The sequence below is a fragment of the Glycocaulis sp. genome, assembly GCF_051859565.1.
Taxonomy (GTDB): domain Bacteria; phylum Pseudomonadota; class Alphaproteobacteria; order Caulobacterales; family Maricaulaceae; genus Glycocaulis.
In genome coordinates, this window is sequence record NZ_JBHYFK010000001.1 from 384,359 (window position 1) to 407,971 (window position 23,613).

The window sequence follows — 23,613 nt, forward strand, 5'->3', positions numbered from 1 at the left end:
TCTGGCTATCACGCCCCGCCGACGCGACCAAGGCGCTGGAACGCCCATCTTACACGGTTTGGCGGCCGCTCGCCTCCCCCATAGGATTCTGCCTCGCCGGAAATCACCAGCTGGGTGGAACGCACAGGCGTGGCACCGCTTGCCAGATAGACCGACCGCTCCAGGCGGACAGGGCCGCCATCGGTGCGGAACCGCCAGCCATCGCCATTGGGAAGGACCAGCAGGGCGCTAAGGGAATCGCGAGACAGCGACGCTTTCACGCCCGGATGCAGATGGAAGCGTATGGCGTAGCTGAGAAGCTTTTCAGGATCATCGGGCGGGCCGTCCTCGACGGGGCGGTAAATACCGTCCTCGCCGCGCAGATCGCCGCCATCGACAGCCAGAAACAGTCGCCGGCGTATGCCGACGCCAAACTGTGCCCGATAGCCATCATGACTGGATTCCAGCCACACCCCGACATCTTCCTCATTGCGCCGGGCCCGAACCGGATCAGGCCCCGTTTCAAACCGCTCGCCCAGAAGGTTGCGCTTCCAGCCCGGACGGATGAGGCGGGCCGACGATGTCTCTTCAAGGGTCAGCGCAGAATGGGCCGCTGTGGCGCGCACGGCCTCGCGCCAGCCCGGAGGCTGGTCGTCGCTCCAGCCGCAATTAACAATCAGGCGGCCGCCCGGCGGCGCAAACTCGAAGGACAGGGCGCTGGCATGGGCGTTCACCCCGTGCGCGCCTTTGGCCGGCCCGGCAGCATCGAGAATCACGACCGAGCCGCCTGCCTCTGCCCGGTGATAGCCGGAATGGGGCGCGACATTGAAGGGCTTTACCTTCTCGCGCCCGCGCATTGCGGTTTCGATGAGCCGCGTTGATCCTTCGCCGCCGCCATGAAAGCTGGCCAGGCCCTTTGGTCCCATGCGGAAGAAGCGGACCCCGCCTGCCAGCCGGTCCATCGCCCGGTTGATTTCGGTGTCGAGGGTCAGCCCTTGCGCGTTGGCCAGCGTATCGAGCTGCACCAGTGCGGCGAGGATGCGCGCGCTGGTCAGTGGTGCGCGGCTGATATGGCCGCCATCGGAAAGAATCTGGGCCTTCAGATCGGCTGCCAGCTGGCGCTCACCGGCCTGCCGTATACGCTGGCCCAGCTCCATGCTGATTGCGGCTGCCGTCAGGGCGATAGCAGCGTCAATCCGATCAGCACTGGCAGGCAGGAGTTGCAATGCGCGCCGCAGCCGCGCGGTTTGCCGGACGAGGCTTTTCATCCGGGTGTCGCGGGCGCGCCGGTCCTCTCCGCTGTCCAGCAGGGGCAGGACTTGCAGCCAGACATGCACCCGGCGGGCCAGAATGGCCGGGCTCCAGGCAAAGCTGTTCCACCGGCCAAACCATGACAGCCAGTCATCTATCAGCGTGAGGGCCGCGTCCTGCGCATCGCCCTCGCGCACTGCCAGCAGGTCGGGGAGCCATTCAAAGCTGTGCAGCCGCGCAGCAAAGGCGCGCGAGGGCGCGGGTAGGGCCCAGACGCTTTCGCCTGCGGGCACGTTCAGCGTCTCCCCGCCCAGCGTGAACCGGCCGGCCAGTAGCGCCGCGCCGCGCGCGGCATCGCCGCCGGGCAGCGGTTCAAGCGGGTGAAGCGTGCGCCTGCCCGCGCCGCCTGACAGAGACAACATGCGGTAGGGCGGCAGGAAATTGGCAAAATCGGAAAACTCGCGGCGCATCGCGCCAAGGGCGGCCTGACCTATATCCCGGCTCGTGACGAGAGTGCCCATGGACGCTGTGTCAGCCTCCGCGCAGAGCTTTGATATTGGCCGCGTAGCGTGCCGGTCCGCCGGTGAAAACGGCAGAGCCCGCCACCAGCGCATCCGCGCCCGCGTCCACGCATTGCCGGGCGGTCTCAGGGTTCACCCCGCCATCGACCTCGATCAGCGTGCCGCAGCCGGCTGCATCGATCAGGCTGCGCAGCGCTTCGATCTTCTTCAGCTGGCTGGCAATGAAGCTCTGCCCGCCAAAGCCGGGATTGACGCTCATCACCAGCACCAGATCCAGATCCTCGATCACAGGCGCCAGTATTTCCGCTGGCGTGGCCGGGTTCAGCGCGGCCCCGGCCTTCACGCCGTGCGATTTGATCGTCTGGATGGTGCGGTGGAAGTGCGGCCCGGCTTCCGGGTGGGCGGTAATCATGTCCGCGCCCGCATCGGCAAACTGGGCGATATAGGGATCGACCGGCGAGATCATCAGATGCACGTCGAACGGCTTTTTCGACCAGCCGCGCAGCGCCTTCACCACAGCCGGGCCAATGGTGAGGTTCGGCACGAAATGCCCGTCCATCACATCGACATGAATCCAGTCGGCCCCGGCCTCGTCGATAGCCTTCACTTCTTCGCCCAGCCGGGCGAAGTCCGCAGAGAGGATGGAGGGTGAAATCTTGACCGTGCGCGCCATGGTAACGGGCATATCAGCGCCCCCCGCCAAGGGCAAGCTGGCCCTGCCAGTCAGGATTAATCAGGCTTCACCAGGCGTGCGATGAAGAAGCCGTCCAGCCCGCCTTCGCTTTCCCACATATCCGGCCGCGTGCGCACATCGCCCTCCGGCGTGAGGGCATCGGCCAGGCCCGGCAACTCCTCTGCTGAGACTGCCGTGCGGCGCGCTTCGGGCGTGCGTTTCAGGAAAGCCTCGATCTGCGCTTCGCCCTCTTCCGGCTCCAGCGAGCAGGTGCAGTAGATCAGCCGCCCGCCGGGTTTGAGCATGACAAACGCATTGTCGAGCAGAGCAGCCTGCAGGGCGGCAAGGCTCGCAATATCCGCCTCCCCCTTCGACCACGCCACGTCCGGGCGGCGGCGCAAAGTGCCGGTCGCGCTGCAAGGCGCATCCAGCAATACGGCGTCGAGTTTGGACTCTGGCTGCCAGCTGGTGGCATCGGCGGTGATGATTGTGGCTTTGAGGCCTGTCCGGGCGAGGTTCTGTGTCACGCGTCTCAGGCGTTTCTCCGAGCGATCAACCGCGACGACATCGGCCCCTATGGCGGCCAGTTGCAAGGTCTTGCCACCCGGCGCCGCGCAGATATCGGCAATGCGCTCGCCTGCCTTGGGCGCCAGCAGCTTTACCGGCAGGGCGGCGGCTGCGTCCTGCGCCCACCAGTTCCCGGCCTCGAAGCCGGGCAGGGCGGTGACATCGCCAATGCCGTCCTTGCGCACCGTGCCGGTGGGGAGCACAGCGCCCCCAATTTCGCCCGCAAAGCCAGCCGCATCGAAACCGGGCTTGGTGGAGAGGTCCAGCGGCGGCGCACCGGCTCTGGCCAGCGCCATCGCGCGCGCCGTTTCCTCGCCGTAAATCTCGCTCCATCGCGCACGCAGCCAGTCTGGCAGATCGGGCAGCGGATCGGCGGCGACGAATGCCTCCGCACCCCGCTCTGACACGCGGCGCAGCACGGCGTTGACCAGCCCTTTCAGGCGGCGGCCCTCTTCGGCGGCTCCGGTAATCCTGACCCAGCCATCGACCACGGCATGGGGCGGCGTCATCAGCACCAATAGCTCGGCGGACGCGAGGGTGAGCACGGCCCGGCCAAACACCTCGCGCGGACGCAAGGGCTTGTCGAGAAAGCTGTTGTAAGCCGCCTCCAGCGTGCCCCGGCGGCGGATGGCGGCAGAGAGGATCGCGCGGGCAAAGGCGCGGTCGCGCGCCTCCATCGCCTTGTAGCCGGGTTGGGCGGAGAGCGCACTGTCCAGCGCTACGCCGTCCGCCTCCATGGCGAGAAAGGCTTTGAGCGCCGCCTCACGGGCGGTCAGCGGGCGGGGTCTGGGGCGAGTGGACCTGCCCGGACTGTTCCGGTTCAAGCCCCCGCCTCTCTCTCCAGACGGCGCTTTTCGCTGGCGCGCTGTTTCACGCTTTCAGAGCGCAGCTGACCGCAAGCGGCAAGGATATCGCGCCCGCGCGGCGTGCGGATCGGGCTGGCATAACCGGCCTTGTTCACGATGTCGGCAAAGCGCTCGATCGTGTCCCAGTCAGAACACTCATAAGGCGAACCCGGCCACGGGTTGAACGGGATCAGATTGATCTTCGACGGAATGCCCTGCAGCAGGCGCACCAGCGCCTTGGCCTCGCCGGGCGAGTCGTTGACGCCCTTGAGCATCACATATTCAAACGTGACCCGCTTGGAGTTGGAAAGTTCCGGATAGGCGCGGATCGCCTCCAGCAGCTCGGCAATCGGGTATTTTTTGTTCAGTGGTACCAGCTCGTCGCGCAGCGCATCATTGGTGGCGTGCAGGGAGATCGCGAGCATCGTGTTGGTGCGCGCGCCCAGCTCCTCGATTTTCGGCACCACGCCAGAGGTGGAAACCGTGATGCGGCGGCGGCCAATGCCGATGCCCTCGCCATCGGAGATGACGTCAATCGCATCAGAGACATGGTCGAGATTATAGAGCGGCTCGCCCATGCCCATGAACACCACATTGGTGATCTGGCGGTCTTCCAGCCGGCTCGGCCACTCGGCCAGATCATCCTTGGCGATCAATACCTGCTGGACGATCTCGGCGGCGGTGAGATTGCGCACCAGCGCCTGCGTGCCGGTATGGCAGAACGTGCAGTTGAGCGTGCAGCCCACCTGGCTGGACACACACAGCGCGCCCGAACGGCCAACGCCCGGAATGAACACCGTTTCGCATTCCACGCCCGGTGATAGCTCGATCAGGTATTTGCGCGTGCCGTCGACGCTCACCTGACGCTCGGTCAGGCGGGGACGGGCAAGGGTGAAATGCGCGCCGAGGCCCTCGCGCAGCTCCTTGGAGATGTCCGTCATCGCGGCAAAACCAGTGATGCCGTACTGATAGACCCAGCGCCATATCTGGCCTGAGCGCATCTTGGCCTTCTTCTCCTCGACCAGCCCGGTGGCGATTAGCGAATCGCGAATCTGGTTTCGCGTCATCCCGGCAAGGGATGGCGTGATGGCGGGCCGGTTGGCGGCGGAAAGATCAAGGGTCGTGCTCATGGCCGCGCGATATACGCCAATCAGGGCGAAAATGCGAGACCGCCTGCCCGATGCGGGTTCTCTGCCGTGACAGCGCGCGCTAGGCTCGCTCTGCAAGCCAATATCCGGACTGACCCATGAAACTTCTCTGCCATCCCCTCGCCGCGCAGGCCCCCACCATCCGCGCCGCCTCCGGCCGCCGCCAGTGGATGGATGACACGCCTGAAAGCTTTGCCTATCGCTGCCTGCCGCTGGCGGTGGCCAACCAGCATGGCTGGGAGGTGTTCACGCCCTCAGGCCTCACCGCGCGCTGGAATGGCGGGGTGCGGGTGGAGGATGTCGAGGTGATCCTCGATGATCCGCTGACCATGCACCAGCCGGGCAGCGCCATGACCAATTTCGGCTCGGGCATCCTCACTTTCGAGATGAGTTTCCTGCTGCGCACGCCGCCGGGCTGGAACACATGGGTCACCGGCCCCATCAACGGCATCAAGGACGGGATTGCGCCTCTATCGGGCGTGATCGAGACCGACTGGAGCCCCTATTCCTTCACCATGAACTGGCGCTTCACCCGGCCCGGCGAAGTGCGCTTCGAGGCCGGGGAGGCGGTGGCCCATTTCTTCCCTGTACGCCGCGATCTGTTTGACCGGATCACGCCGGAACTGCGCCCCATCCAGTCCGATCCGAAGACGCTGGAACAGCTCAATAACTGGCGGGTGAGCCGGGAGGATTTCGCAGGCCGCCTGAAGACCGGCGACAAGGACGCGGCGGAAGAAAAATGGCAGAAGGGCTATTATCGCGGCCTGATGCCGGACGGCAAAAAAGGCCCCGCCGATCACAAGACCAAGCTGCGCGTGGCGGAGTTCAAACCGGCCGCGCCAAAGCCGGGGAAGGGGCGGTAGTGGGTAATACTTAGCCAAAAACGTGATAAGAGAGGTTGTCTGTATGGCATATGTGCATCTGTTGATTGAGAGATAGGGGAGTCGTATGAATCCGATTATAGGTAGGAGTCATATTGTAGCAGCTCTGATTTTTATAAACTATGCAATAGTAAATGCTGTTATTTTTATAGGGTTTAGAGAAAGCTATCATTCTGCTGCGGTGTGGTCCTCTTTTTCATTTGTAATTGGCGTAAACACTTTTACGGCGCTAGATTACCATAGAAAAATGAGAATTCTGTCGATTGCATATGCTATTGTCGGTATTATTGTATTTTTGTACTTTGCTTTAGCGCTGTAATTGTGACGGAAAAGCGCCGCATCAGACGAAGGTGCGCGTGGCGGAGTTCAAACCCGCCGAGCCAAAGCCGGGGAAGGGGCGGTAGGGCGATGAGCCTTGTCAGCAGAATGCTGCGGATGTTGGGCTTCAAGTCCTACGTCAAGATTCCCGGCAAGGGGTTCGATGACCTGACACACCGCGAACTCGCCTCCATGATCGAGGCATGCCTCGATGGCGAAAACAGCGATTTCGAGTATAGCGCATTATATGAGCTCACTCTCATGAAATACAAAAAGGAGCATCTCGAGAACGCGCGCCGGGCTATTATGGAAATTCAGGAAAACTGCAAAAGTCCCGTGGAGTACGATGGCTTTCGGACTGTCGAAGGGAGAAAGGCCCTTCGGCTGTTGATGGAGGAATGGCGCCGTTGATTGCCGCCAGCCCCGCCTAACGTAGCCGCGTTTTCTTCTTCGTCCGTTTCGCTGCGCCGCGCGCGGTCATGATCAGCACGGCAGACAAATGTCGCTTCATTCAAGGTGAATGATATGAATTTATTCGAATTTTACCGGCCTGCAATTCACTATGCGCTTTATTCTGGCCTTTTTATATTGATGGCCGTACCGGATTCGGTAGCACTGGGGCGCACCATTGCGGCGGTGCTTTTAGTTTACATCGTTTCCCTACCATACGCCGTGATTACACAGGCAAGAGAAGGCAAGAAACTCTCACTTACCCTGCTTGCGTCTATAATCGTCCTGGCGGCCGCCAGCGTGTACCTAAACAACTTAGGTGCGCTCCAGAACGCATCATTTGTTGATATCACCCTGAATGCGTTAATTACGTTTTTTGGGGCATTTTATTACATTCACGCCGCAAATATATTGTCCCAAGAACTGATCCGGTCTAGAAAAATCCGGCCAGAAGACAAGTCCGGCCAGACGCTACTGCTGGCGCTGGCGATGTTCTTTTCACTATTGGGAATATTTTATGTCTCATCGAAAGTGACGCAGGTTCGCGCTGGCTAACCCGCCCTACTTCCGCACCAGCGGCCAGGCGAGTTCGCGCGCGGTGCTGACAGGCTCCAGCCCTTCAATCCCGTAGTGTTCGGGATAGCGCCGCGTGATCTTGGCGGTGCCGAACAATACATCCCAGAAGAAGAGCAGATTGCCGTAATTGCCCTTGTAGTGCGTCACGCCGTCTTCCTTGTGAAGGCCGTGATGGGCGGCGTGCGTGGCGGGCGTGGAGATGGTGCGCTCGATCACCCACATGAGCGGTGAGAGCGCCTTGATCCGGTAGAGCGGCTCGTCCCAGCGCCAGGAGGAATGGGCGCCGAAAATCACACTCATTTTCACGATCAGATAGGCGATATAGACTGGGCCGAACCCCAGATGGACCAGCACCGCCGACACCCAGATTCCGGGCATGAACAGATAGTAGAAAAGATTGTTCCGGTAAGCGATGCGCACACTCATATACCCGCCCGAATGGTGCGCGCGGTGAAGGTTATAGAGCCAGGGAAAGGTGTGGCTCGCCCGGTGCCACCAGTACTGCGTCATGTCATCGCCGATCAGCAATATGGCCAGCATCATCCACCATGGCAGGAAGGCCAGCGCGCCTTCAGAACCGGGCCGCACCCACTCCACCAGTAGCGGCGCAATCGCGAAAATGGCCGGCACGGTCAGAAGGATGATGGTCAGCGTGGAAACCCCCTCGATCACCGCGTCGCGCGTCGAGACCCGGCCCTTGGGGCTGAACCGCCCCACAAGGATTTCCAGACACGCAAAGCCGATGAAAATGGCCGGGATGACAAGCTTTTCGTCGAACATGGATGAGGCTCCTCCTGACCCCACCATCTGTGATCCTTGCCATAACGTCCAATACAAATAATTGATCTATCCATAACCAAACGGCATGATTGGGCCATGCTCACCTTGCGCACGGCCCGCCTCTTCATCGCTTGCGCCGACCACGGCACGCTCACGGCGGCCGCCGGTGTGCTGAACGTCTCCCAGCCCGCGGCTACCAAGTCCCTCGCCCAGCTGGAGGCCGCGCTCGGCGGCGCGCTGTTCGAGCGCGCAGGCCGCCGCCTTTCTTTGACGGCGCTGGGCGAAGCGCTGCTGCCGCGGGCGCGGGCTCTGGTGCAGCAGGCGCGTGATCTGGAGGCAGAAGCCAGGCGCTGGCGCTCGGGCGAGGACGGCCTGATCCGGCTGGGCGCCGGTCCGGCAGTGGCGTTCAGCCTGCTGCCCGATGCGGTGAAGCGGTTTTACGCCTCTGGCAGCGCCGCGCGCCTGACCGTGCGCTCTGGCGCTGCCGGGGAGTTGATCGAGCGCCTGCGCCGGGGCGAGCTGGACATGGTGGTGGCAGACCGGGGCGATGACGAGGCCGATCCCGCCCTCGCTGCGCGCGCTCTGCCTGATCAGAGCCTTGCCGCCGCCGTGCGCCCCAGCCACCCGGCGCTTGCAGGCGCGCCGCTGGAGGATTTCCGCATCGCGACGGCTACGCCGCCAGAGCGCCTGCGCCAGTTTCCGCTGGGCTGGAATGCAGGCGCGCCGGGCATTGTCTGCGATGATTATGGCGTGCTGGCGCGTGCCTGCGCGGTGTCGGACCATATCCTGATCGCGCCGGAGCCGGTGATGGCGCGTATCCTCACCGAGTACGCGCTTGTGCCTCTGCCCGGCCCGGTCTCCGGCCTTGTCGTGCGCCCGGCCCTGATCTGGCGCAGTGATGCGCCGGCCAGCGCCGCGCGCGAGCGCCTGTGCGCGTGTTTTGAGGGGGTGAACTAACGCAGCCGCGTCGTCTTTTTCTTCTTTTTTGCCCCTTGCGCCGTCATCACCAGCACGCCGGTAAAGCCAAGGGCAAAGAGCGTGCCGACAATGGCGCCCGCCACCCAGCTTTGCATGAGCAGGGTGAACAGGAGCGCCAGCAGCACTCCTGTCCCGATGGGTAATACCATCACCCTTAGGGGCGGCAATTTGTGCTTATTGCGTGAGGCCGGTGATGTCACGATAGAAGGTCCATGTCATGCGCTCTGTGGTGATGAAACCCCAGTTCCACGCATCATGGAAGTCGCTTAGCGGATTTTCTTCCTGAATGGCCGCAAGGTCATGGCCCTCCTCCACCAGCGCGGCAACGCGCGCGCGGCCCTCGATCAGCATGTCACGGCTGGCGATCAGGTCATCGCGGGATGAAAGCGGGCCGTGGCCTGCGATGAAGCGCGTCTCCTCATCGCTAAAGCCGATAATCTCGTCCAGCGCCGCGATATAGCCCTCTACCGAGCCACCGGCATCCAGATCGATGAAGGGGTAGAGGCCCGAAAACAGAAGATCGCCCATATGGATGATATTGGCGTTAGCGATATTGACGATGATGTCGCCATCGGTGTGCGCATTGGCAAAGTGCAAGACCTCGCCCGTCACGCCAAAGCGGGTCAGCATCATGGCTTCACTGACGAAAATGTCCGGCAGGAAATCATCATCCAGCGCTTCGGGCGTGCGGCCCGTCAGCTGGCTGGTGACCGGGTTGGCGAGGCGCTCGGCGACATTGCGGTGGGCGAGAATGCCGGCTCCCAGAGCGGCGAAATGCGCATTGCCCAGCACGTGATCGCCGTGGAAATGGGTGTTGATGACCAGCGTCGGCGCACGGCCGCCGCTGGCTTCGCGTACCGCGCTTTCAAGATCATCGAGGAAAGGCGGCATCTGGGTATCGATCATGATCAGGTGATCGCCCGCATCGATAAGCCCCACATTGCCCGCCCGGTCATTGGCGATCATGTAGATGCCGTCTCCAAGATCGGTGGTCTCAAAACCGTTTTCCTGCGCGCAGGCCCCGGCGGCCAGGGCAAGGCTTGCAGCTATGGTGGTGAGGGTTCGCAGCATGGGTGTCTCCCTAGGATTTTCCGTAGCATACATGGTTCGGCGCAACCGGGCGCCAAGCTTAACCTCGAATTCACCACAGCGCGCCAGTTTCGGCTGCTGTGATGATCCGCTTCGCCCTCGCCCCTGTTCTGGTTGCTGTGACCGCCGCGCTGTCGGCGGCTGCGCCCGCTTGGGCGCAGGCCTGCGACACACCGTCGGGCCAGCCCGTGCCGCGCTTTGTCACGCTGAAATTCTCCGAGGTGCGCGGACGTATCGGCCCGTCGACCAGTCATCCGGTGCGCTGGGAATATCGCCGTCAGGGCCTTCCCGTAGAGATCGTCGCCGAAACTTCCGACTGGCGGCGTGTGCGCGACCCGCAGGGCGAGGAAAGCTGGATGCACCGGCGCACGCTGTCGGGCCGCCGCGCGGTGCATGTGATCGAGGAAACCGGGCTGCACACCCGCCCCGATGTCGAATCGCCGGAGACAGCACGCGCCGAACCCGGCGCGATCCTGTGGCTGGAGCGTTGCCGCTCCGGTTGGTGCCGCCTGGAATCCGATGGAATACGCGGCTGGGTCATAGCCGCTCATCTATGGGGCACCTATGCTTACGAGCAGGCGGCCGCGCCGGACCCTGAGTCTGCTGCCGGGCCGCCCTGTCATGGCGCGCGGTCCGTGGCGCAGGAAGCCGCTGTGCAGGGCGCGGCAGGCCTGTAGGCACGGCACGGCTGCATCGGGGGGAGACACGGGCGCTTTGCCCGGTCTAGATTGCCTGCCAATCAGCAAGCGCCGGTTCGGTGTGAACCGCCTTGAAAATCCCTTCGCCGTTCTGGCGCCAAGGCGCGCCGTTCAGAATGGCTCATCAGGCAGAGACACACATGTCCCAATACCCTTCCAGCTTTAATTATGACGGTCTGATCGAGTGCGGAAAAGGCCAGCTTTTCGGCCCCGGCAACGCCCAGCTTCCCTTGCCGCCCATGCTGATGGCAGACCGTATCACCCACATCTCCGGTGAGGGCGGCAAGTTCGGCAAGGGCCAGGTCGTTGCAGAGCTGGATATCAATCCCGATCTCTGGTTTTTCGCCTGCCATTTCGAGGGCGATCCTGTGATGCCGGGCTGCCTTGGCCTTGATGCGATGTGGCAGCTGGTCGGCTTCTTCCTTGGCTGGTCAGGCGCGCCGGGCAAGGGCCGTGCGCTGGGTGTCGGCGAGGTGAAGTTCACCGGCCAGGTGACGCCGGACGTCAAGAATGTGCGTTACGTGATTGATCTCAAGCGCGTCATCATGCGCAAGCTTGTGCTCGGGCTTGCCGATGGCCATGTCGAGGCGGACGGGAAGGTGATCTACACCGCCTCCGATCTGCGCGTGGGCCTGTTCAAGCCCGAGGACATGAACCAGTCAGGAGCGTCTGCATGAGACGGGTTGTCGTAACCGGAATCGGCATTGTTTCGTCCATCGGGGAAGACAAGGAAAAGGTCGCAGCGGCGCTGAAAGCCGGCAAGTCCGGCGTGATTGCCGCGCCCGAATACACCGAGCTGAACTTCAAGTGCCAGGTCCATGCCCGCCCGCCGGTAAAGGCGGCCGACCATGTCGACAAGCGCGCCATGCGCTTCATGGGTGAAGGCGCGGGCTGGGCCTATATGTCGATGGAGCAGGCCATCGCCGATGCCGGCCTTGAGCCGGGCGATGTCTCCAATCCGCGCACCGGCCTCATCGTCGGCACGGGTGGCCCCTCGACAGAAGCCATCGTGACCGCCGCCGATATTACCCGCGAGAAGGGTCCGCGCCGCATCGGCCCGTTCGCGGTGCCCAAGGCCATGGCCTCCACCGGCTCGGCAACGCTCGCCACCCCCTTCCAGATCAAGGGGCTGAATTATTCGATCAGCTCGGCCTGCACGACCTCGCTGCATTGCATTGGCGCGGCGGCTGAACAGATCCAGTGGGGCAAGCAGGATGTGATGTTCGCCGGTGGCGGCGAGGAGCTGCACTGGTCGCTCTCCAACCTGTTTGACGCCATGGGCGCGATGAGCTCGGCCTATAATGACACGCCGGAGCGCGCGAGCCGCGCCTTTGACAAGGACCGCGACGGCTTCGTCATCGCGGGCGGGGCGGGCATTCTGGTGCTGGAAGAGTATGAGCGGGCGAAAGCACGCGGCGCGAAAATCTATGCCGAGATCGTCGGCTATGGCGCCACCTCTGACGGCCATGACATGGTCCAGCCCTCCGGCGAGGGCGCGGTGCGCTGCATGCAGAACGCCATTGCCGAGGCTGGCGGGCGCAAGATCGACTACATCAACCCGCACGCTACCTCCACGCCGGTGGGCGATATCAAGGAGATGGGCGCGCTGCGCGATCTGTTTGGGAAAAATGTCCCGGCACTCTCGGCCACCAAATCGATGACGGGCCACTCTCTGGGCGCAGCCGGTGTGCAGGAGGCGATCTACTGCCTCCTGATGATGCGCGACGGCTTCATCGCCCCGTCCATCAATATCGACAATCTCGATCCTGAATTTGACGGCCTGCCCATCGTGCGTGAGACGACAAAGGCCGAGATCACCACCGCGCTGTCGAACTCGTTCGGCTTTGGCGGCACCAATGGCACGGTGATCTTCTCGAAGGTGTAGGGGATTTTTATAGTTCCGCAGCCCATCCCCCGCCTTCGCGGGGGCAGGCCGGGCTTCGCTCCTCGCTAAAGCTGCGGGCGCAAAGGCCAGTCCCCGACTTGATCGGGGATCGCGCTTGCGGCGCTGCGCGCCGGGCAGTCCACCTCATTTCGTCATTCCAGAAAGCGCGTCAGCGCTTATCTGGAACCCAGTGCTTCTGGAAAAACTGGGTTCCGGGTCTCGCCTGCGGCTCGCCCGGAATGACGAGGTGTGTGGGTTGCGACCCAGCAAAATCCCACTTTTCCACCGTCATGCTCATCACATTTTCACGTCCGGCGCACACTAGGGGTGGACGTTAGCGTTCGCTTAACCACAATATCTAGATGTTGAGGGTGAGGCGCGATGTGATTCACGCAAGAGGCGCGGCAAACACGCGCCTTGCCGGAATCGGCCGCGCGCCCAACCATAGTCTCAACGCGCCAGACAGAAGGATTTGCATTCGCCATGAGCACCGGCCTGATTGTTTCCAGCGACCGCCCCGGCCTGTTGACGCCCAGCTTTGCCTACAAGCCCTTCCGCTATCCGTGGGCCTATGAGTACTGGAAGCGCCAGCAGCAGGTTCACTGGCTGCCCGAAGAGGTGCCGCTGGGCGAGGACTGCAAGGACTGGGCGACCAAGCTCACCGATGGCGAGCGCAATCTGCTGACCCAGATTTTCCGCTTCTTCACGCAGTCTGACGTGGAGGTGGGCGCGAACTACATGGAAAACTACATGCCGCTCTTCAAGCCGGTTGAAGTGCGCATGATGCTGGCCTCCTTCTCCAACATGGAGACGGTCCACATCGCGGCCTATGCGCTGCTGCTGGAAACCATCGGCATGCCCGACACCGAATTCTCCGCCTTCATGGAGTATCAGGAGATGTCGGCCAAGCACGATTATCTCGGCAAGTTCGGTGTGGAGACCGACCGCGACATCCTCACCTCCATGGCGGTGTTTGGCGGTTTCACCGAAGGGCTGCAGCTCTTTGCCAGCTTTGCCATGCTGATGAACTTCCCGCGCTTCAACAAGATGAAGGGGATGGGCCAGATCGTGTCCTGGTCGGTGCGCGACGAGTCGCTGCACTGCGAGGGAATGATGAAAATGTTCCACACCTTCGCCGAGGAGACGGGCGCCTATACGCAGGCCGTCAAGGACGACATCATCGATTGCTGCAAGACGGTGATCGGCCTGGAAGACAAGTTCATCGAGCTGGCGTTTGAAGCCGGTGAGGTGGAAGGCATGACGCCGGACGATATCAAGAAATACATCCGCTACATCGCCGACTGGCGCCTGCAGCAGCTCAAGCTCCCGCCGGTCTATGGCGCGAAAGAGCACCCGCTGCCCTGGCTGACCGAGATCCTCAACGGGGTGGAGCACGCCAACTTCTTCGAGGCGCGCGCCACTGAATACTCCAAGGGCGCCACCAAGGGCGACTGGCACGGCGATGAGGGCGTGTGGTCGAACTTCGACCAATGGGTCTCGAAAAAGCGCACCCTGCCGACACAGGCCGAACTGGCGGAGTAGGGGCTAAGGCCCATCAGAGACTGAGAAAAGGGCGGGGCAACACGCCCTTTTTTCGCCAAGTGCCACCAACCTCACCTTCGTCGTTCCCGCGCAGGCGGGAACCCAGAGCTATAGTCACCATCAGAGCTCTACAATCTCTGGACCCCCACCTTCGTGGCGTTGACGAACCCATCGGGGATGACGAGAGAATCTCTCCCCCTCCCTCCCGCACAGTGCTAAACCTTCCGTATCGGGATCAAGCGGAAGGGTGAGCGGCGCGTGATGGAGATACTGGCCCCATTGCTGGGTGGTCTTGGCCTCTTCCTTCTCGGCATGGCGCTGATGACGGACGGGCTGAAAACCGCCGCCGGCGATGCGCTCAAATCCATTCTGGGCGCCTGGACGCGCACCCGCGCGCGCGGGCTTGTTGCTGGCGCGTTCATCACGGCGGCAGTGCAGTCTTCCAGCGCGGTGACGGTCGCCACGATCGGGTTTGTAAACGCTGGCCTGTTGACGCTGGGGCAGGCGATCTGGGTCGTGTTCGGCGCCAATGTCGGCACCACGATGACGGGCTGGCTGGTCTCGCAAGTGGGCCTGAAGCTGGACTGGGGCGCGCTCGCACTGCCGCTGATCGGGCTGGGGATGATCGCGGGGCTGGCGCTGAAAGCCCGCCCCAGGCTTGGCGGCGCGGCGCAGGCCGTTGCGGGCTTTGGCCTGTTCTTTCTGGGCGTCGGGCTGTTGCAGCAGGCCTTTTCCGGCCTCACCCCGCAGATTGCCGCTCTTGATCTGGAAGGGGCGGGGATGTTTGCCATCCCGCTCTTCATTCTGGTCGGCGCGCTGCTGACCACGCTCACCCAGTCCTCCAGCGCCGCCATGGCCATCACCCTGTCGGCGAGCGCAGGCGGCGCTGTGCCGCTATCGCTGGCCGCCGCGGCCGTGATCGGGGCCAATATCGGCACCACCTCGACCGCGCTTCTCGCCTCGATAGGGGCAACGCCCGCCGCCCGCCGCGTGGCGATGGCGCACGTAGCGTTTAACGCGGTAACGGCCATCGGCGCGCTGGCCTTGCTGCCGCTCTTGCTGTGGGCGTCTGAAGGCGTGCTGGACGGGGCCCATCTGGTGGATGATACGCCGGGCCGGCTGGCAGCCTTTCACACGCTTTTCAACCTGCTGGGGGTTCTCCTGATCCTGCCGCTCGCCCCGCGCCTGACGCGCTGGCTGGCGGGTCTGTTCAGCACGCCTGATGAAGCCGTGTCTCGCCCGGAATTTCTCGATTCCAACCTGTTGCAGACACCGTCCCTGGCGGTGCGCTCGCTGGCGCTGGAATGCTGGCGGCTCCATACGCTCGCGCTGGATCTGGCCGCTGCGCATCTGGGCGAATCCGGCAGGCGGACTACCGCGCCCGACCACCGGCGCGAAGCGCTTTCCGAACTGGCAGGCGCCATCCGGGATTTCATCGGTCAGCTGACACAAGTGAGCCTGCCGCCCGAAAGCGGCAAGGCGCTGGCCGACCTTGTCCGCGTCATCCAGCATGCCGAGGAATTGCTGCAGGCCAGTGCGCAGCTGCAGGCCCTGCCTGCTCCCCGGACCGGACCTGCCCTGAAACCGGCCTGGGACGGGATGGATGCTGAGGTGCGCGCCAGCCTGTCCATCGCGGCAGACCGCGAGACCTTCACCGACACGGCCGCCCAGACCGAAAAGGCATTCCAGGCGTTGAAAAAGACGCTGCTGGCGGCGCTGGCAGACGGTTCCGCCAGTCTGGGCCCGGTCGATACCGGCCTTGTCCGCGCGCAGACCTTGCGGCGTATCGCCCTGTCGGCACGCGATGGGCGCCAGCGGCTGGGGGACTGGCTCAATGGCGGCGAGCCGGAAGCCGTCGAGCCGGATTGATACCGCCCGCAGCATAGCTCGGCAGGCCCTTCAGCGCGTCTAACGGGCCGTGCGTATGGCCATTGCGCCGGTGAGGCACTAGCTCTGAAAGCCTGATGGTAGTGAAAGGGACGGATATGCGCTTTGCCGCCGCTTGTGTTTCGCTGATGGTTGCGGCAGGTCTGGCCGCCTGCTCGCCAGAGCCTGAGGAGATAGATGTGTCCAATCTCGAGGTCACCGCCATTGATGAGCCCTACAGCGCCGAGGCAGATGCCCATGGCGAGCTGGACGCGGCCTATGAGCGCGCAGCGGAGCGCGGCACGCGCGTGCTGGTGAAATTTGGTGGCAACTGGTGTCCGGATTGCCGGATCTTCGCTGGCATGCTGGAGCTGGCGCCGGTGCGCGCCTACGCCGATGCGCACTACGAGATCGTGGCGGTCGATGTGGGCCGGTATGAGCGCAATATGGATGTCGTCGCCCGCTTCGGTCTGGACGAGCTCGAAGGTGTGCCGACCGTCATCATCACCAACGCACAAGGCGAGATCATCAATACCGGAACGTCTGCCGAATGGCGCACCGCGCGCGAACGCAACCCCCAGGACGTGCTCGATTACCTCACCCGCTATGCTGAAGCACCCGTGCCGGAAAATGCCCGGCGCGCGGTCATATCGCGCCCATGACCAGCCTGCCCTTCGCCGAGCTGCATGCCTTTTGTGATGGTGACGCGCCGCATACCGGCAATCCGGCGGCGGTGGTCCTGCTGGAGGGCGAGCTTGATGACGAAACGCTCGCCGGCATAGCCCGCTCGAACAATCTCTCTGAAACCGCCTACCTGCTGGCCGATGGTGAGGATCATTGGCAGCTTCGCTGGTTCACGCCCGGCGCTGAGGTGGATTTCTGCGGCCATGCCACGCTGGCAGCTGGTGCCTGGCTTCTGGGCAATGGCGGCACGGCAGGTGATATTGCCCGCTTCTCCACGCGCTCCGGACCGATGAGCGTGGCGCGCACTGGCGAGCCGGGCGTTTACGCGATGGACTTCCCGGCGATTGCGGTAAAGCGGCTGGAAGGCTCGCCCGAGGGCATCAAGGGGCTTGGGGCGGAACCTGCTGAAGTCTTCGAGCTGGTACGCGCCGAACCCTGGCCCTGGTATATGGTGGTCTATGACAGCGCCGAGGCGGTGAACGCCCTGGAGCCGGACCAGCGCGTGCTGAAAGATAGCGGCGCTCTTTGGACGGTCACTGCACCGGGCGGCGATGGCACGGACTTCGTGTCACGCCTGTTCGCGCCCGCGATTGGCATAGACGAGGATCCGGTAACGGGTTCGGCCCATTGCGCGCTCGCTCCGTTCTGGGCGGAGCGTCTGGGCAAGGATCTCCTCAATGCCCGCCAGATCGGCCCGCGTCCCGGTCATCTGGTGGTAAAGGCCGGGCGGGCTTCGCCCGGAACCGGCCGCGTGGGTCTGGAGGGGCGTGCCCGGCTATTTGTCGAAGGCCAGCTATACCTTTAGGCAGTATACCCTCATACAATGCTTGCCTTGCCGCTGACCGCCATGGTCAGGTGACGCCGGCTTTGGGAATGTGTATCGCAGGCCGGTAGTGCAGGCTGCGGGCCGCTGCACGGGCTGTTGAGGGGAAACAGGTATGCGGGCTTTTCTGGGCGCAGTTGCGCTTGCAGCAGGTATTGCCATGGCGGCGGCTGTCGCCCATCACGGCGGGACAGGCGCGAGCGTGCAAAACCCGGCGCCATCATTGTCCGGCGAGGCTGACCCCACCATACTGACGTCGCGCGATTACACGCGCATCCTGCAGCAATTCCAGAAACCCGCTCCTCAGCGGCCCGGCGATGCCCGTCCGGCCGGTTTTACTGGGGATGACAGCTGCCGCCACGCCAATGACGGCGAATGTGACGAGCCAGGTATCGGCACGGGCGCCTGCGCGGCCGGCACCGATTATTCTGACTGCTGGCGTATCGCAACGGGCCAGGAAGACGATAGCTGCCGCTGGGCCAACGATGGCGAATGCGATGAGCCCGGCTTTGGCACCGGTGCGTGCACGCAAGGAACGGACGTCACCGATTGCGGTGATGTCACGCATCTGCGCTTCCGCGACGATTCTTGCGAATTTGCCTTTGATGGCGTCTGCGATGAGCCAGGTATCGGCACCGGGCGCTGCCCGGCGCGCACAGACCGTTCAGATTGCGGCGGGCGTCACCGCCCTCTGACCATCAATGACCATTTCTTCGGCAATGATGACCGTGTGCTGATGGATACGGCGCAGTTTCCGTGGAGTGTGGTTGGCACTATCCAGGCTGACCGGGGCGGCACCTGCACAGCGACGCTTGTTGCCCCGAACGTCATCGCCACAGCTGCCCACTGCATTCACAGCGAAGGCCAGCTTTATGCGGGCGGCGTGTTCACGACCGGGTTCGCGCTTCCGGGCGGGCCGCGCACGGCACGTGTCGTCGATCATCTCATCGACGAGGAATGGGACAATCAGCGCTTCAGCCAGACCGATGACATTGATGGCACGGACTGGGCGCTGCTGCGCCTCGATCAGCCGCTCGGCGACGAGCTTGGCCATGTCGGCGTTCTCGACATCGTGGCAGACCGCAGCGAGCGTGAAGTACGCGAGGCGCGCATCTGGCAGGCCGGTTATTCGTGGGATACCGGCGATAATCTCTCAGGCAATGAGGATTGCCGCATCCTCGCCGCTTACCCCGATGACACCATTTCGCACGATTGTGACACCACCCGTGGCGATTCTGGCTCACCCTTCATGGTCTATGAGGGCGGTGAGTGGCAGGTGATCGCAACGGACTCCAATTTCCGGCGCAATCCCGACGGCCCCTTCATCTATATCTCGTCGCGCTCAAGCCGCTGGGTGCATTTGCTTGACGACTTTGCCGCCGGACGCATCGGTGCAGGCGGCGTGCGTCCGCAGGGCCCCGGAAAGCCCGGCTCGCCGGTCGCCATCAAGGCTGACGGCTAGAAGCGCGGCGCGTCAGAATTCCCGCACGATGGAAATGTCGGTGCGGCTGTCGCCCCGGACGAATCCCGGATTGGGCTCGAATTCGTAGCGGTAGCGGTATTGCAGGCGCAGCGACCATAGATCGTTGAGAGCTGAGTTCAGCCCGAACAACTGGTCGAATCGGCTGGTGTCGGCAATCAGCAGGCCGGTTTCCGACGTGAAGTTGATAGACTCGGTCAGACGCCAGGCCAGGTCCGATCCGACATCAAGCGCGCCGACCGTTTGTGTGCCATTGCTTGGTTCGGCCAGGATGCGCACACCGGGACCCGCACGCAATATCCATGTCCGGCCGGGGCTGGTCAGGACGCGGTAACCGGCACCCACACCGGCAAAGGCCGTCCAGTCATAGCTCGCGATCCGGTCGCGTTCATAATCGGCGGCTGCAAAATAGGTAAAACGCTCACCGGCCTCGCGCTCGCCGCGCAGCCGGGTGCGGAAATTGTCCCGCCCGATCGTGCCGTTCACTTCTGAATAGGCATAGTCGACATCGCCTTGGAAGCCCCACCCGGACAGCTCCCTGCGGACCTGCAGGCCAAATGTATAGTCTTCGCGCGCTGTATTGCCGCTGTCGAAGCGTATGCCAAGGCTTGCCCGGCCCTGCCATAGCTCCAGCCGCCCGGAGGCAAAGGTACGCGCAAAGCCCACAGGCACGGCGGCCACCGTGCCGACAATGCCATTGGCATAGCCGGCCGCGTGGTCTTCCTCGGCAATCTCCGCGACGGCGGCAATGGCCGCATCTTCCGGAAGCTGCGGAGGCTCCAGACCGAGCGCCTGGCGCGCAGCATCACCGCGCCCCAGCTCTTCTGCCGCGCGTAGGATCTCGTCTGCCGGTCGCGTCAACGCGATGAGCTGGACTGCGCGGGTGAACTCGGTGCGCCCCTGCTCATTGGCTGCCTCCAGCAGCTCGGCCAGGATGCCGGGAAGCTGTGCTTCCTGCGCTGCTGCTGCCCCTCCGGACAGGGCCAGGGCCACGGCGAGAGCCTGCAGTGCGGGGCGAGCGCTGGCGCGAGGCGACATTGGGGGTGTCTCCCTTTGGGGGCGTCCGGGGCCGGGTTGACGGGCGATACGCTCAAAGGGGGGCTTCTGGCGCACGCCAACCTGTTCTAGCCTGATCTCAAGGCCCACGCCACATACCCGATGGAGTTGATCTGCATGTCAGACCAAGGTGACGAATTTTCATCAGCCAACCGTTACAAGGAAACCGGACCACTAATTCCTGAGTGGGTCGGCCCGGCCTATCTGGGCGTGGCGGTATTCGCTGCCCTGGTGTTTCTGGTGCTCGACCAGGTGACAGCTGGCGGCGGCCAGATCGCGCTGGTCAAGATCAGCGGAATCATCCTGCTCGCGATGTACGCTGCCTTCCGCAAGGCGTTTGTGCTGACACTGGCGCTTGTCCTGTCTGCAGGTGGTGATTTCGCGCTCGCCCTGAACCCGCCGGAGATGGAGGCGGGGATCGGCTTTTTCGGTGCGGCCCACCTCGTCTATCTGGTCATCTTTGCCGGGTTCATCTTCAAAGATGGCTGGCGCAAGGACGGTCTGGTGCTGGCGGCGGCGCTGCTGGCCTTTGGTGTTGCGATGTTTGTCTGGCTGCGGACGGGCATGGGCGAGCTTCTAATGCCTGCCAGCGCGTATCTGGGCATTATCCTCGCCATGGTCATCGCCGCCGGACTGGTGCGCGGTCCGCGCCTGATCGTGGCCGGTGCGCTGCTCTTCCTCATCTCCGACAGCCTGATTGCCGCGCGCCTGTTCCGTGAGGTGCTCGTCTTTGAGGGTCTGGACTGGGGCGGGGTGGCTGTCTGGATCACCTATTTTGCCGCCCAGCTCTGCCTGACGGTGGGAATCGTCAGGCGCAAGCAGGAGGGGGCTGGGTAGGTTAGAGGGAGAGGCAAATTGGCGTTCAGCGACTACATCATCTTCGCAGACGAAAGTGGCTCGCCGGTCCTTGATGGCGTCGATCCGGATTTTCCGGTGTTCGTTCTGGCCTTCGTGCTTGTCCGCAAGGATGTGTATGCCAACGCGCTTGTTCCTGCCCTCCAGCGTCTCAAATTTGATGCTGTCGGACATGACCAGCTTGTACTGCACGAGCGCGATATTCGCCGCGGCGATAAGGCGTTCACATTCCTGCGCACCAGTCAGGCCGCACGGCTATCTTTTATTAATGCCATAAACTCTCTGGTCGCCGCGGCCGAAATTGAGATCGTTTGCTCGGTTATCCATAAAGATAGGCTAAAGGCACGCTACACCAACCCGTGGAGCCCTTATGAACTCGCACTTCAGTTTTGCTTGGAGAAAGCACTGGATCGTCTGATTGAGCAGGGTCAAACTGAACGGCATATCCATACAATTTTTGAGAGCCGGGGCCGCACAGAAGATCAGAAACTGGAGCTCATTTTTCGGCAGATAACGGCAGATCAAGGCGCATTGCGGCGGCGCTCCGAAGGGGCTCAGGGCAGGCCTGATTTTCGCCAACTCACCTGGGAGCCAGTCTTTGCCGACAAGCGATCCAATTCATCGGGCCTGCAGTTCGCTGATCTCTTTGCGCGTCCGCTTGGGCTTAGCGTACTTACCCCCGGCCAACCCAACCGGGCAGTCGACATTATCAGACCCAAAATTCCGGAACGGTGTCTGAAGATATTTCCTTAAAAGCTGAGGGGCAGCAGCCAAGCCACCGCCCCTCCGCCGACCGAGAAATGCCCAGTCCATTTGAAGGTAAGATAGCAGATATCTGCGATATGGGGAACATGCGCGCCGGGTCTATGGTCATTTGGACGCGATTTACATGTGATGCACATGCAAGTATGTTTATCGCATGGCGGTGATGGTCCAGATACGCAATGTGCCCGACGCCCTGCACCGCACGCTTAAGGCGCGCGCGGCACTCGCTGGCATGTCGCTTTCCGACTATCTGCTTGCTGAGCTGCGTCAGCTTGCCGAGCGGCCAAGCCTTGAGGAACTGCGCGCCCGGCTTCACGCGAGGCCCCCTCTCGCAGCCGATGCTGACATTGCCGCTGCAGTTAGGGCCGAGCGCGACCACGCCGGATGATTGTTGATGCGTCGGCCCTTCTCGAAGTTCTGCTGAGGTCTGCTGCCGCGTCGCAGCTTGAGGCGCTCATGTTCGAGTCAGGCACCAGCCTCCATGCGCCCCATCTCATCGACATCGAAGCCGCGCAGGTCATCCGCAAATTTGCTCTGAGCGGAAAGATCTCCCCCAGTGTTGGCGCAGATGCCCTTGCCGATCTCGCAGGTTTCCCCTTGCGGCGCTACCCGCACGACTTTCTGCTGCCACGGATATGGGAACTGAGACACACGGTCTTGGCCTATGACGCGTCCTACGTGGCGCTGGCAGAAGTTCTGGGCATGCCGTTGTTGACGCGCGATGCCCGTCTTGCAGCGGCCGCCAGCGCGACGGTCAGCGTGCGAGGTGCCGACTAGGCCGCCACCAGTCCGCGTTCTTCGGCGAGGCGCTTCATCTCGGTCTGCAGCTTTTCAAACGCGCGCACCTCGATCTGGCGGATGCGCTCGCGGCTGACATTGTAGACCTCCGCCAGTTCTTCCAGCGTCTTGGGCTCTTCGGCGAGGCGGCGTTCCTCGATGATGTGACGTTCACGCTCATTGAGCCCGCCCATGGCCTCCTGCAGAAGCGTCATGCGGGCAGAGAACTCGTCGCTTTCGGCCAGGCTTTCCTCGGCATCCTCGGCATTGTCGTCAGACAGCCAGTCCTGCCATTCGGCTTCACCATCCACACGCATGGGCGCATTCAGTGATGCGTCCGGCCCGGACAGGCGACGGTTCATCGAGATCACGTCGTCATTCGTGACACCGAGCTTGGTGGCGATCGTGTCCACCTGATCAGGGTGCAGATCACCCTCTTCGAGCGCCTGCATCTGGCTCTTCATCCGGCGCAGATTGAAAAACAGCTTCTTCTGCGCGGCGGTGGTGCCCATTTTTACCAGGCTCCAGGAGCGCAAAATGTATTCCTGAATGCTCGCCCGGATCCACCACATCGCATAAGTGGCAAGGCGGAAGCCCTTGTCGGGATCAAATTTTTTTACCGCCTGCATCAGGCCAACATTACCTTCGGAGATTACCTCCGCAATCGGCAGGCCATAGCCGCGATAGCCCATGGCGATCTTGGCCACGAGGCGCAAATGGGAGGTGACGAGCTTGTGGGCGGCCTCGGAGTCCTCGTGCTCCAGCCAGCGCTTGGCGAGCATGAATTCCTCGTCCTTTTCGAGCATCGGGAACTTGCGTATCTCGGTGAGATAGCGCGAGAGCCCGCCTTCGGGCGACAGTGATGCCAGACGCATGGCGTTCATGTTCAATTCCTCCCTTGGCGGGCAGTTCGTACCGGGTCTCAAGACCAACGCACTGGCTGCCGCCCCCGTTTCGCTGAGCCACTTTTTGGCGACGCAGCAAAAGTCCATTTAGGGTGGCAGCAAGCTCGATGCGAGGGGCAGCAAGTGAAGAAATCCTCACCTCTCAGGTCAAGTTTATAAAACCACCCCCGATTTGTCCCGTGACGTTTCAGAAAGGCTGGCTTGCCAGAGCGGCGATTCTG

General features: G+C 62.9%; 26 protein-coding genes. 17 read left to right on the forward strand and 9 right to left on the reverse strand.

Features of this window, described 5'->3' with window-relative positions; all coding sequences use genetic code 11:
- Nucleotides 1-8 precede the first annotated feature (8 nt).
- From ACTIGC_RS01815 to rlmN, 4 genes are read right to left on the reverse strand one after another with little or no spacing between them, the layout of a single operon-like run.
- Entirely contained in the window at nucleotides 9-1,751 is a 1,743-nt protein-coding gene (locus tag ACTIGC_RS01815; protein ID WP_439632784.1) for a heparinase II/III family protein, read from the reverse strand.
- Between the two features lie 10 nt (nucleotides 1,752-1,761).
- The gene (gene rpe / locus ACTIGC_RS01820) at nucleotides 1,762-2,424 is read right to left on the reverse strand and encodes a ribulose-phosphate 3-epimerase (protein WP_439632785.1); all 663 of its coding nucleotides are present in this window, start codon (nucleotides 2,422-2,424) and stop codon (nucleotides 1,762-1,764) included.
- Nucleotides 2,425-2,480: 56 nt separating this feature from the next.
- Entirely contained in the window at nucleotides 2,481-3,815 is a 1,335-nt protein-coding gene (locus ACTIGC_RS01825; protein ID WP_439632786.1) for an RsmB/NOP family class I SAM-dependent RNA methyltransferase, read from the reverse strand.
- Nucleotides 3,812-4,966 carry a 23S rRNA (adenine(2503)-C(2))-methyltransferase RlmN gene (gene rlmN / locus ACTIGC_RS01830; RefSeq protein ID WP_439632787.1) on the reverse strand — a complete coding sequence of 385 codons (1,155 nt, stop codon included), beginning with the start codon at nucleotides 4,964-4,966 and terminating at the stop codon, nucleotides 3,812-3,814. Before rlmN ends, ACTIGC_RS01825 begins: the two co-directional genes overlap by 4 nt.
- 116 nt (nucleotides 4,967-5,082) lie before the next feature.
- On the opposite strand from rlmN, the gene ACTIGC_RS01835 reads away from it, so the two are divergent.
- From ACTIGC_RS01835 to ACTIGC_RS01850, 4 genes are all read left to right on the forward strand, one after another.
- Entirely contained in the window at nucleotides 5,083-5,847 is a 765-nt protein-coding gene (locus ACTIGC_RS01835) for a DUF6065 family protein (RefSeq protein ID WP_439632788.1), read from the forward strand.
- 85 nt (nucleotides 5,848-5,932) lie between these two features.
- Nucleotides 5,933-6,184 (forward strand): hypothetical protein, encoded by a 252-nt coding sequence (locus tag ACTIGC_RS01840; RefSeq protein WP_439632789.1) that lies wholly within the window; start codon nucleotides 5,933-5,935, stop codon nucleotides 6,182-6,184.
- 89 nt (nucleotides 6,185-6,273) lie between these two features.
- The gene (locus tag ACTIGC_RS01845; RefSeq protein ID WP_439632790.1) at nucleotides 6,274-6,594 is read left to right on the forward strand and encodes a hypothetical protein; all 321 of its coding nucleotides are present in this window, start codon (nucleotides 6,274-6,276) and stop codon (nucleotides 6,592-6,594) included.
- A gap of 114 nt (nucleotides 6,595-6,708) precedes the next feature.
- Nucleotides 6,709-7,188: a hypothetical protein gene (locus tag ACTIGC_RS01850; protein ID WP_439632791.1), complete on the forward strand. Its 480-nt coding sequence runs from the start codon at nucleotides 6,709-6,711 to the stop codon at nucleotides 7,186-7,188.
- 6 nt (nucleotides 7,189-7,194) lie between these two features.
- Here ACTIGC_RS01850 and ACTIGC_RS01855 read toward each other — a convergent pair whose 3' ends face one another.
- Nucleotides 7,195-7,989 (reverse strand): sterol desaturase family protein, encoded by a 795-nt coding sequence (locus tag ACTIGC_RS01855; RefSeq protein ID WP_439632792.1) that lies wholly within the window; start codon nucleotides 7,987-7,989, stop codon nucleotides 7,195-7,197.
- Nucleotides 7,990-8,085: 96 nt separating this feature from the next.
- Between ACTIGC_RS01855 and ACTIGC_RS01860 the strand changes: the two genes are divergently transcribed.
- Complete coding sequence (locus ACTIGC_RS01860) at nucleotides 8,086-8,946, forward strand: LysR family transcriptional regulator (protein ID WP_439632793.1); 861 nt, start codon at nucleotides 8,086-8,088, stop codon at nucleotides 8,944-8,946.
- Here ACTIGC_RS01860 and ACTIGC_RS01865 read toward each other — a convergent pair.
- Nucleotides 8,943-9,116: a hypothetical protein gene (locus ACTIGC_RS01865; RefSeq protein WP_439632794.1), complete on the reverse strand. Its 174-nt coding sequence runs from the start codon at nucleotides 9,114-9,116 to the stop codon at nucleotides 8,943-8,945. The genes ACTIGC_RS01860 and ACTIGC_RS01865 overlap by 4 nt on opposite strands.
- Before the next feature lie 25 nt (nucleotides 9,117-9,141).
- Nucleotides 9,142-10,038 (reverse strand): MBL fold metallo-hydrolase, encoded by an 897-nt coding sequence (locus ACTIGC_RS01870; RefSeq protein ID WP_439632795.1) that lies wholly within the window; start codon nucleotides 10,036-10,038, stop codon nucleotides 9,142-9,144.
- 101 nt (nucleotides 10,039-10,139) lie between these two features.
- On the opposite strand from ACTIGC_RS01870, the gene ACTIGC_RS01875 reads away from it, so the two are divergent.
- The 8 genes from ACTIGC_RS01875 to ACTIGC_RS01910 all read left to right on the forward strand — a co-directional run bounded on the left by ACTIGC_RS01875 (nucleotide 10,140) and on the right by ACTIGC_RS01910 (nucleotide 19,016).
- The gene (locus ACTIGC_RS01875) at nucleotides 10,140-10,733 is read left to right on the forward strand and encodes an SH3 domain-containing protein (protein WP_439632796.1); all 594 of its coding nucleotides are present in this window, start codon (nucleotides 10,140-10,142) and stop codon (nucleotides 10,731-10,733) included.
- A gap of 161 nt (nucleotides 10,734-10,894) precedes the next feature.
- A complete protein-coding gene (gene fabA, locus ACTIGC_RS01880; RefSeq protein ID WP_127565332.1) occupies nucleotides 10,895-11,431 on the forward strand; it encodes a 3-hydroxyacyl-[acyl-carrier-protein] dehydratase FabA in 537 nt (178 codons plus the stop codon).
- Nucleotides 11,428-12,639, forward strand: coding sequence for a beta-ketoacyl-ACP synthase I (gene fabB / locus ACTIGC_RS01885; protein ID WP_439632797.1), 1,212 nt, complete (start codon nucleotides 11,428-11,430; stop codon nucleotides 12,637-12,639). The genes fabA and fabB overlap by 4 nt, the downstream gene beginning before the upstream one ends.
- Before the next feature lie 483 nt (nucleotides 12,640-13,122).
- Entirely contained in the window at nucleotides 13,123-14,181 is a 1,059-nt protein-coding gene (locus ACTIGC_RS01890) for a ribonucleotide-diphosphate reductase subunit beta (protein WP_439632798.1), read from the forward strand.
- 261 nt (nucleotides 14,182-14,442) lie between these two features.
- Nucleotides 14,443-16,050, forward strand: a complete 1,608-nt coding sequence (locus ACTIGC_RS01895) for a Na/Pi cotransporter family protein (protein WP_439632799.1) — start codon at nucleotides 14,443-14,445, stop codon at nucleotides 16,048-16,050.
- Between the two features lie 95 nt (nucleotides 16,051-16,145).
- Nucleotides 16,146-16,709, forward strand: coding sequence for a thioredoxin family protein (locus tag ACTIGC_RS01900; RefSeq protein ID WP_439632800.1), 564 nt, complete (start codon nucleotides 16,146-16,148; stop codon nucleotides 16,707-16,709).
- Nucleotides 16,706-17,536: a PhzF family phenazine biosynthesis protein gene (locus tag ACTIGC_RS01905; protein ID WP_439632801.1), complete on the forward strand. Its 831-nt coding sequence runs from the start codon at nucleotides 16,706-16,708 to the stop codon at nucleotides 17,534-17,536. The genes ACTIGC_RS01900 and ACTIGC_RS01905 overlap by 4 nt, the downstream gene beginning before the upstream one ends.
- Nucleotides 17,537-17,669: 133 nt before the next feature.
- Nucleotides 17,670-19,016 (forward strand): trypsin-like serine peptidase, encoded by a 1,347-nt coding sequence (locus ACTIGC_RS01910; protein WP_439632802.1) that lies wholly within the window; start codon nucleotides 17,670-17,672, stop codon nucleotides 19,014-19,016.
- Nucleotides 19,017-19,028: 12 nt separating this feature from the next.
- Here ACTIGC_RS01910 and ACTIGC_RS01915 read toward each other — a convergent pair whose 3' ends face one another.
- Nucleotides 19,029-20,072, reverse strand: a complete 1,044-nt coding sequence (locus ACTIGC_RS01915; RefSeq protein WP_439632803.1) for a DUF481 domain-containing protein — start codon at nucleotides 20,070-20,072, stop codon at nucleotides 19,029-19,031.
- A 135-nt stretch (nucleotides 20,073-20,207) separates the two neighbouring features.
- Here ACTIGC_RS01915 and ACTIGC_RS01920 point away from each other — a divergent pair, with 135 nt between their 5' ends.
- The 4 genes from ACTIGC_RS01920 (at nucleotide 20,208) to ACTIGC_RS01935 (ending at nucleotide 22,487) form a co-directional block, all read left to right on the forward strand.
- Complete coding sequence (locus ACTIGC_RS01920; RefSeq protein WP_439632804.1) at nucleotides 20,208-20,927, forward strand: lysoplasmalogenase; 720 nt, start codon at nucleotides 20,208-20,210, stop codon at nucleotides 20,925-20,927.
- Between the two features lie 18 nt (nucleotides 20,928-20,945).
- Nucleotides 20,946-21,698 carry a DUF3800 domain-containing protein gene (locus tag ACTIGC_RS01925; protein ID WP_439632805.1) on the forward strand — a complete coding sequence of 251 codons (753 nt, stop codon included), beginning with the start codon at nucleotides 20,946-20,948 and terminating at the stop codon, nucleotides 21,696-21,698.
- Between the two features lie 166 nt (nucleotides 21,699-21,864).
- Complete coding sequence (locus ACTIGC_RS01930; RefSeq protein ID WP_439632806.1) at nucleotides 21,865-22,098, forward strand: FitA-like ribbon-helix-helix domain-containing protein; 234 nt, start codon at nucleotides 21,865-21,867, stop codon at nucleotides 22,096-22,098.
- Nucleotides 22,095-22,487 carry a type II toxin-antitoxin system VapC family toxin gene (locus ACTIGC_RS01935; RefSeq protein ID WP_439632807.1) on the forward strand — a complete coding sequence of 131 codons (393 nt, stop codon included), beginning with the start codon at nucleotides 22,095-22,097 and terminating at the stop codon, nucleotides 22,485-22,487. Before ACTIGC_RS01930 ends, ACTIGC_RS01935 begins: the two co-directional genes overlap by 4 nt.
- On the opposite strand, the gene rpoH is transcribed toward ACTIGC_RS01935, so the two are convergent.
- Nucleotides 22,484-23,371: an RNA polymerase sigma factor RpoH gene (gene rpoH, locus ACTIGC_RS01940; RefSeq protein WP_439632808.1), complete on the reverse strand. Its 888-nt coding sequence runs from the start codon at nucleotides 23,369-23,371 to the stop codon at nucleotides 22,484-22,486. The genes ACTIGC_RS01935 and rpoH overlap by 4 nt on opposite strands.
- Nucleotides 23,372-23,613 lie beyond the last annotated feature (242 nt).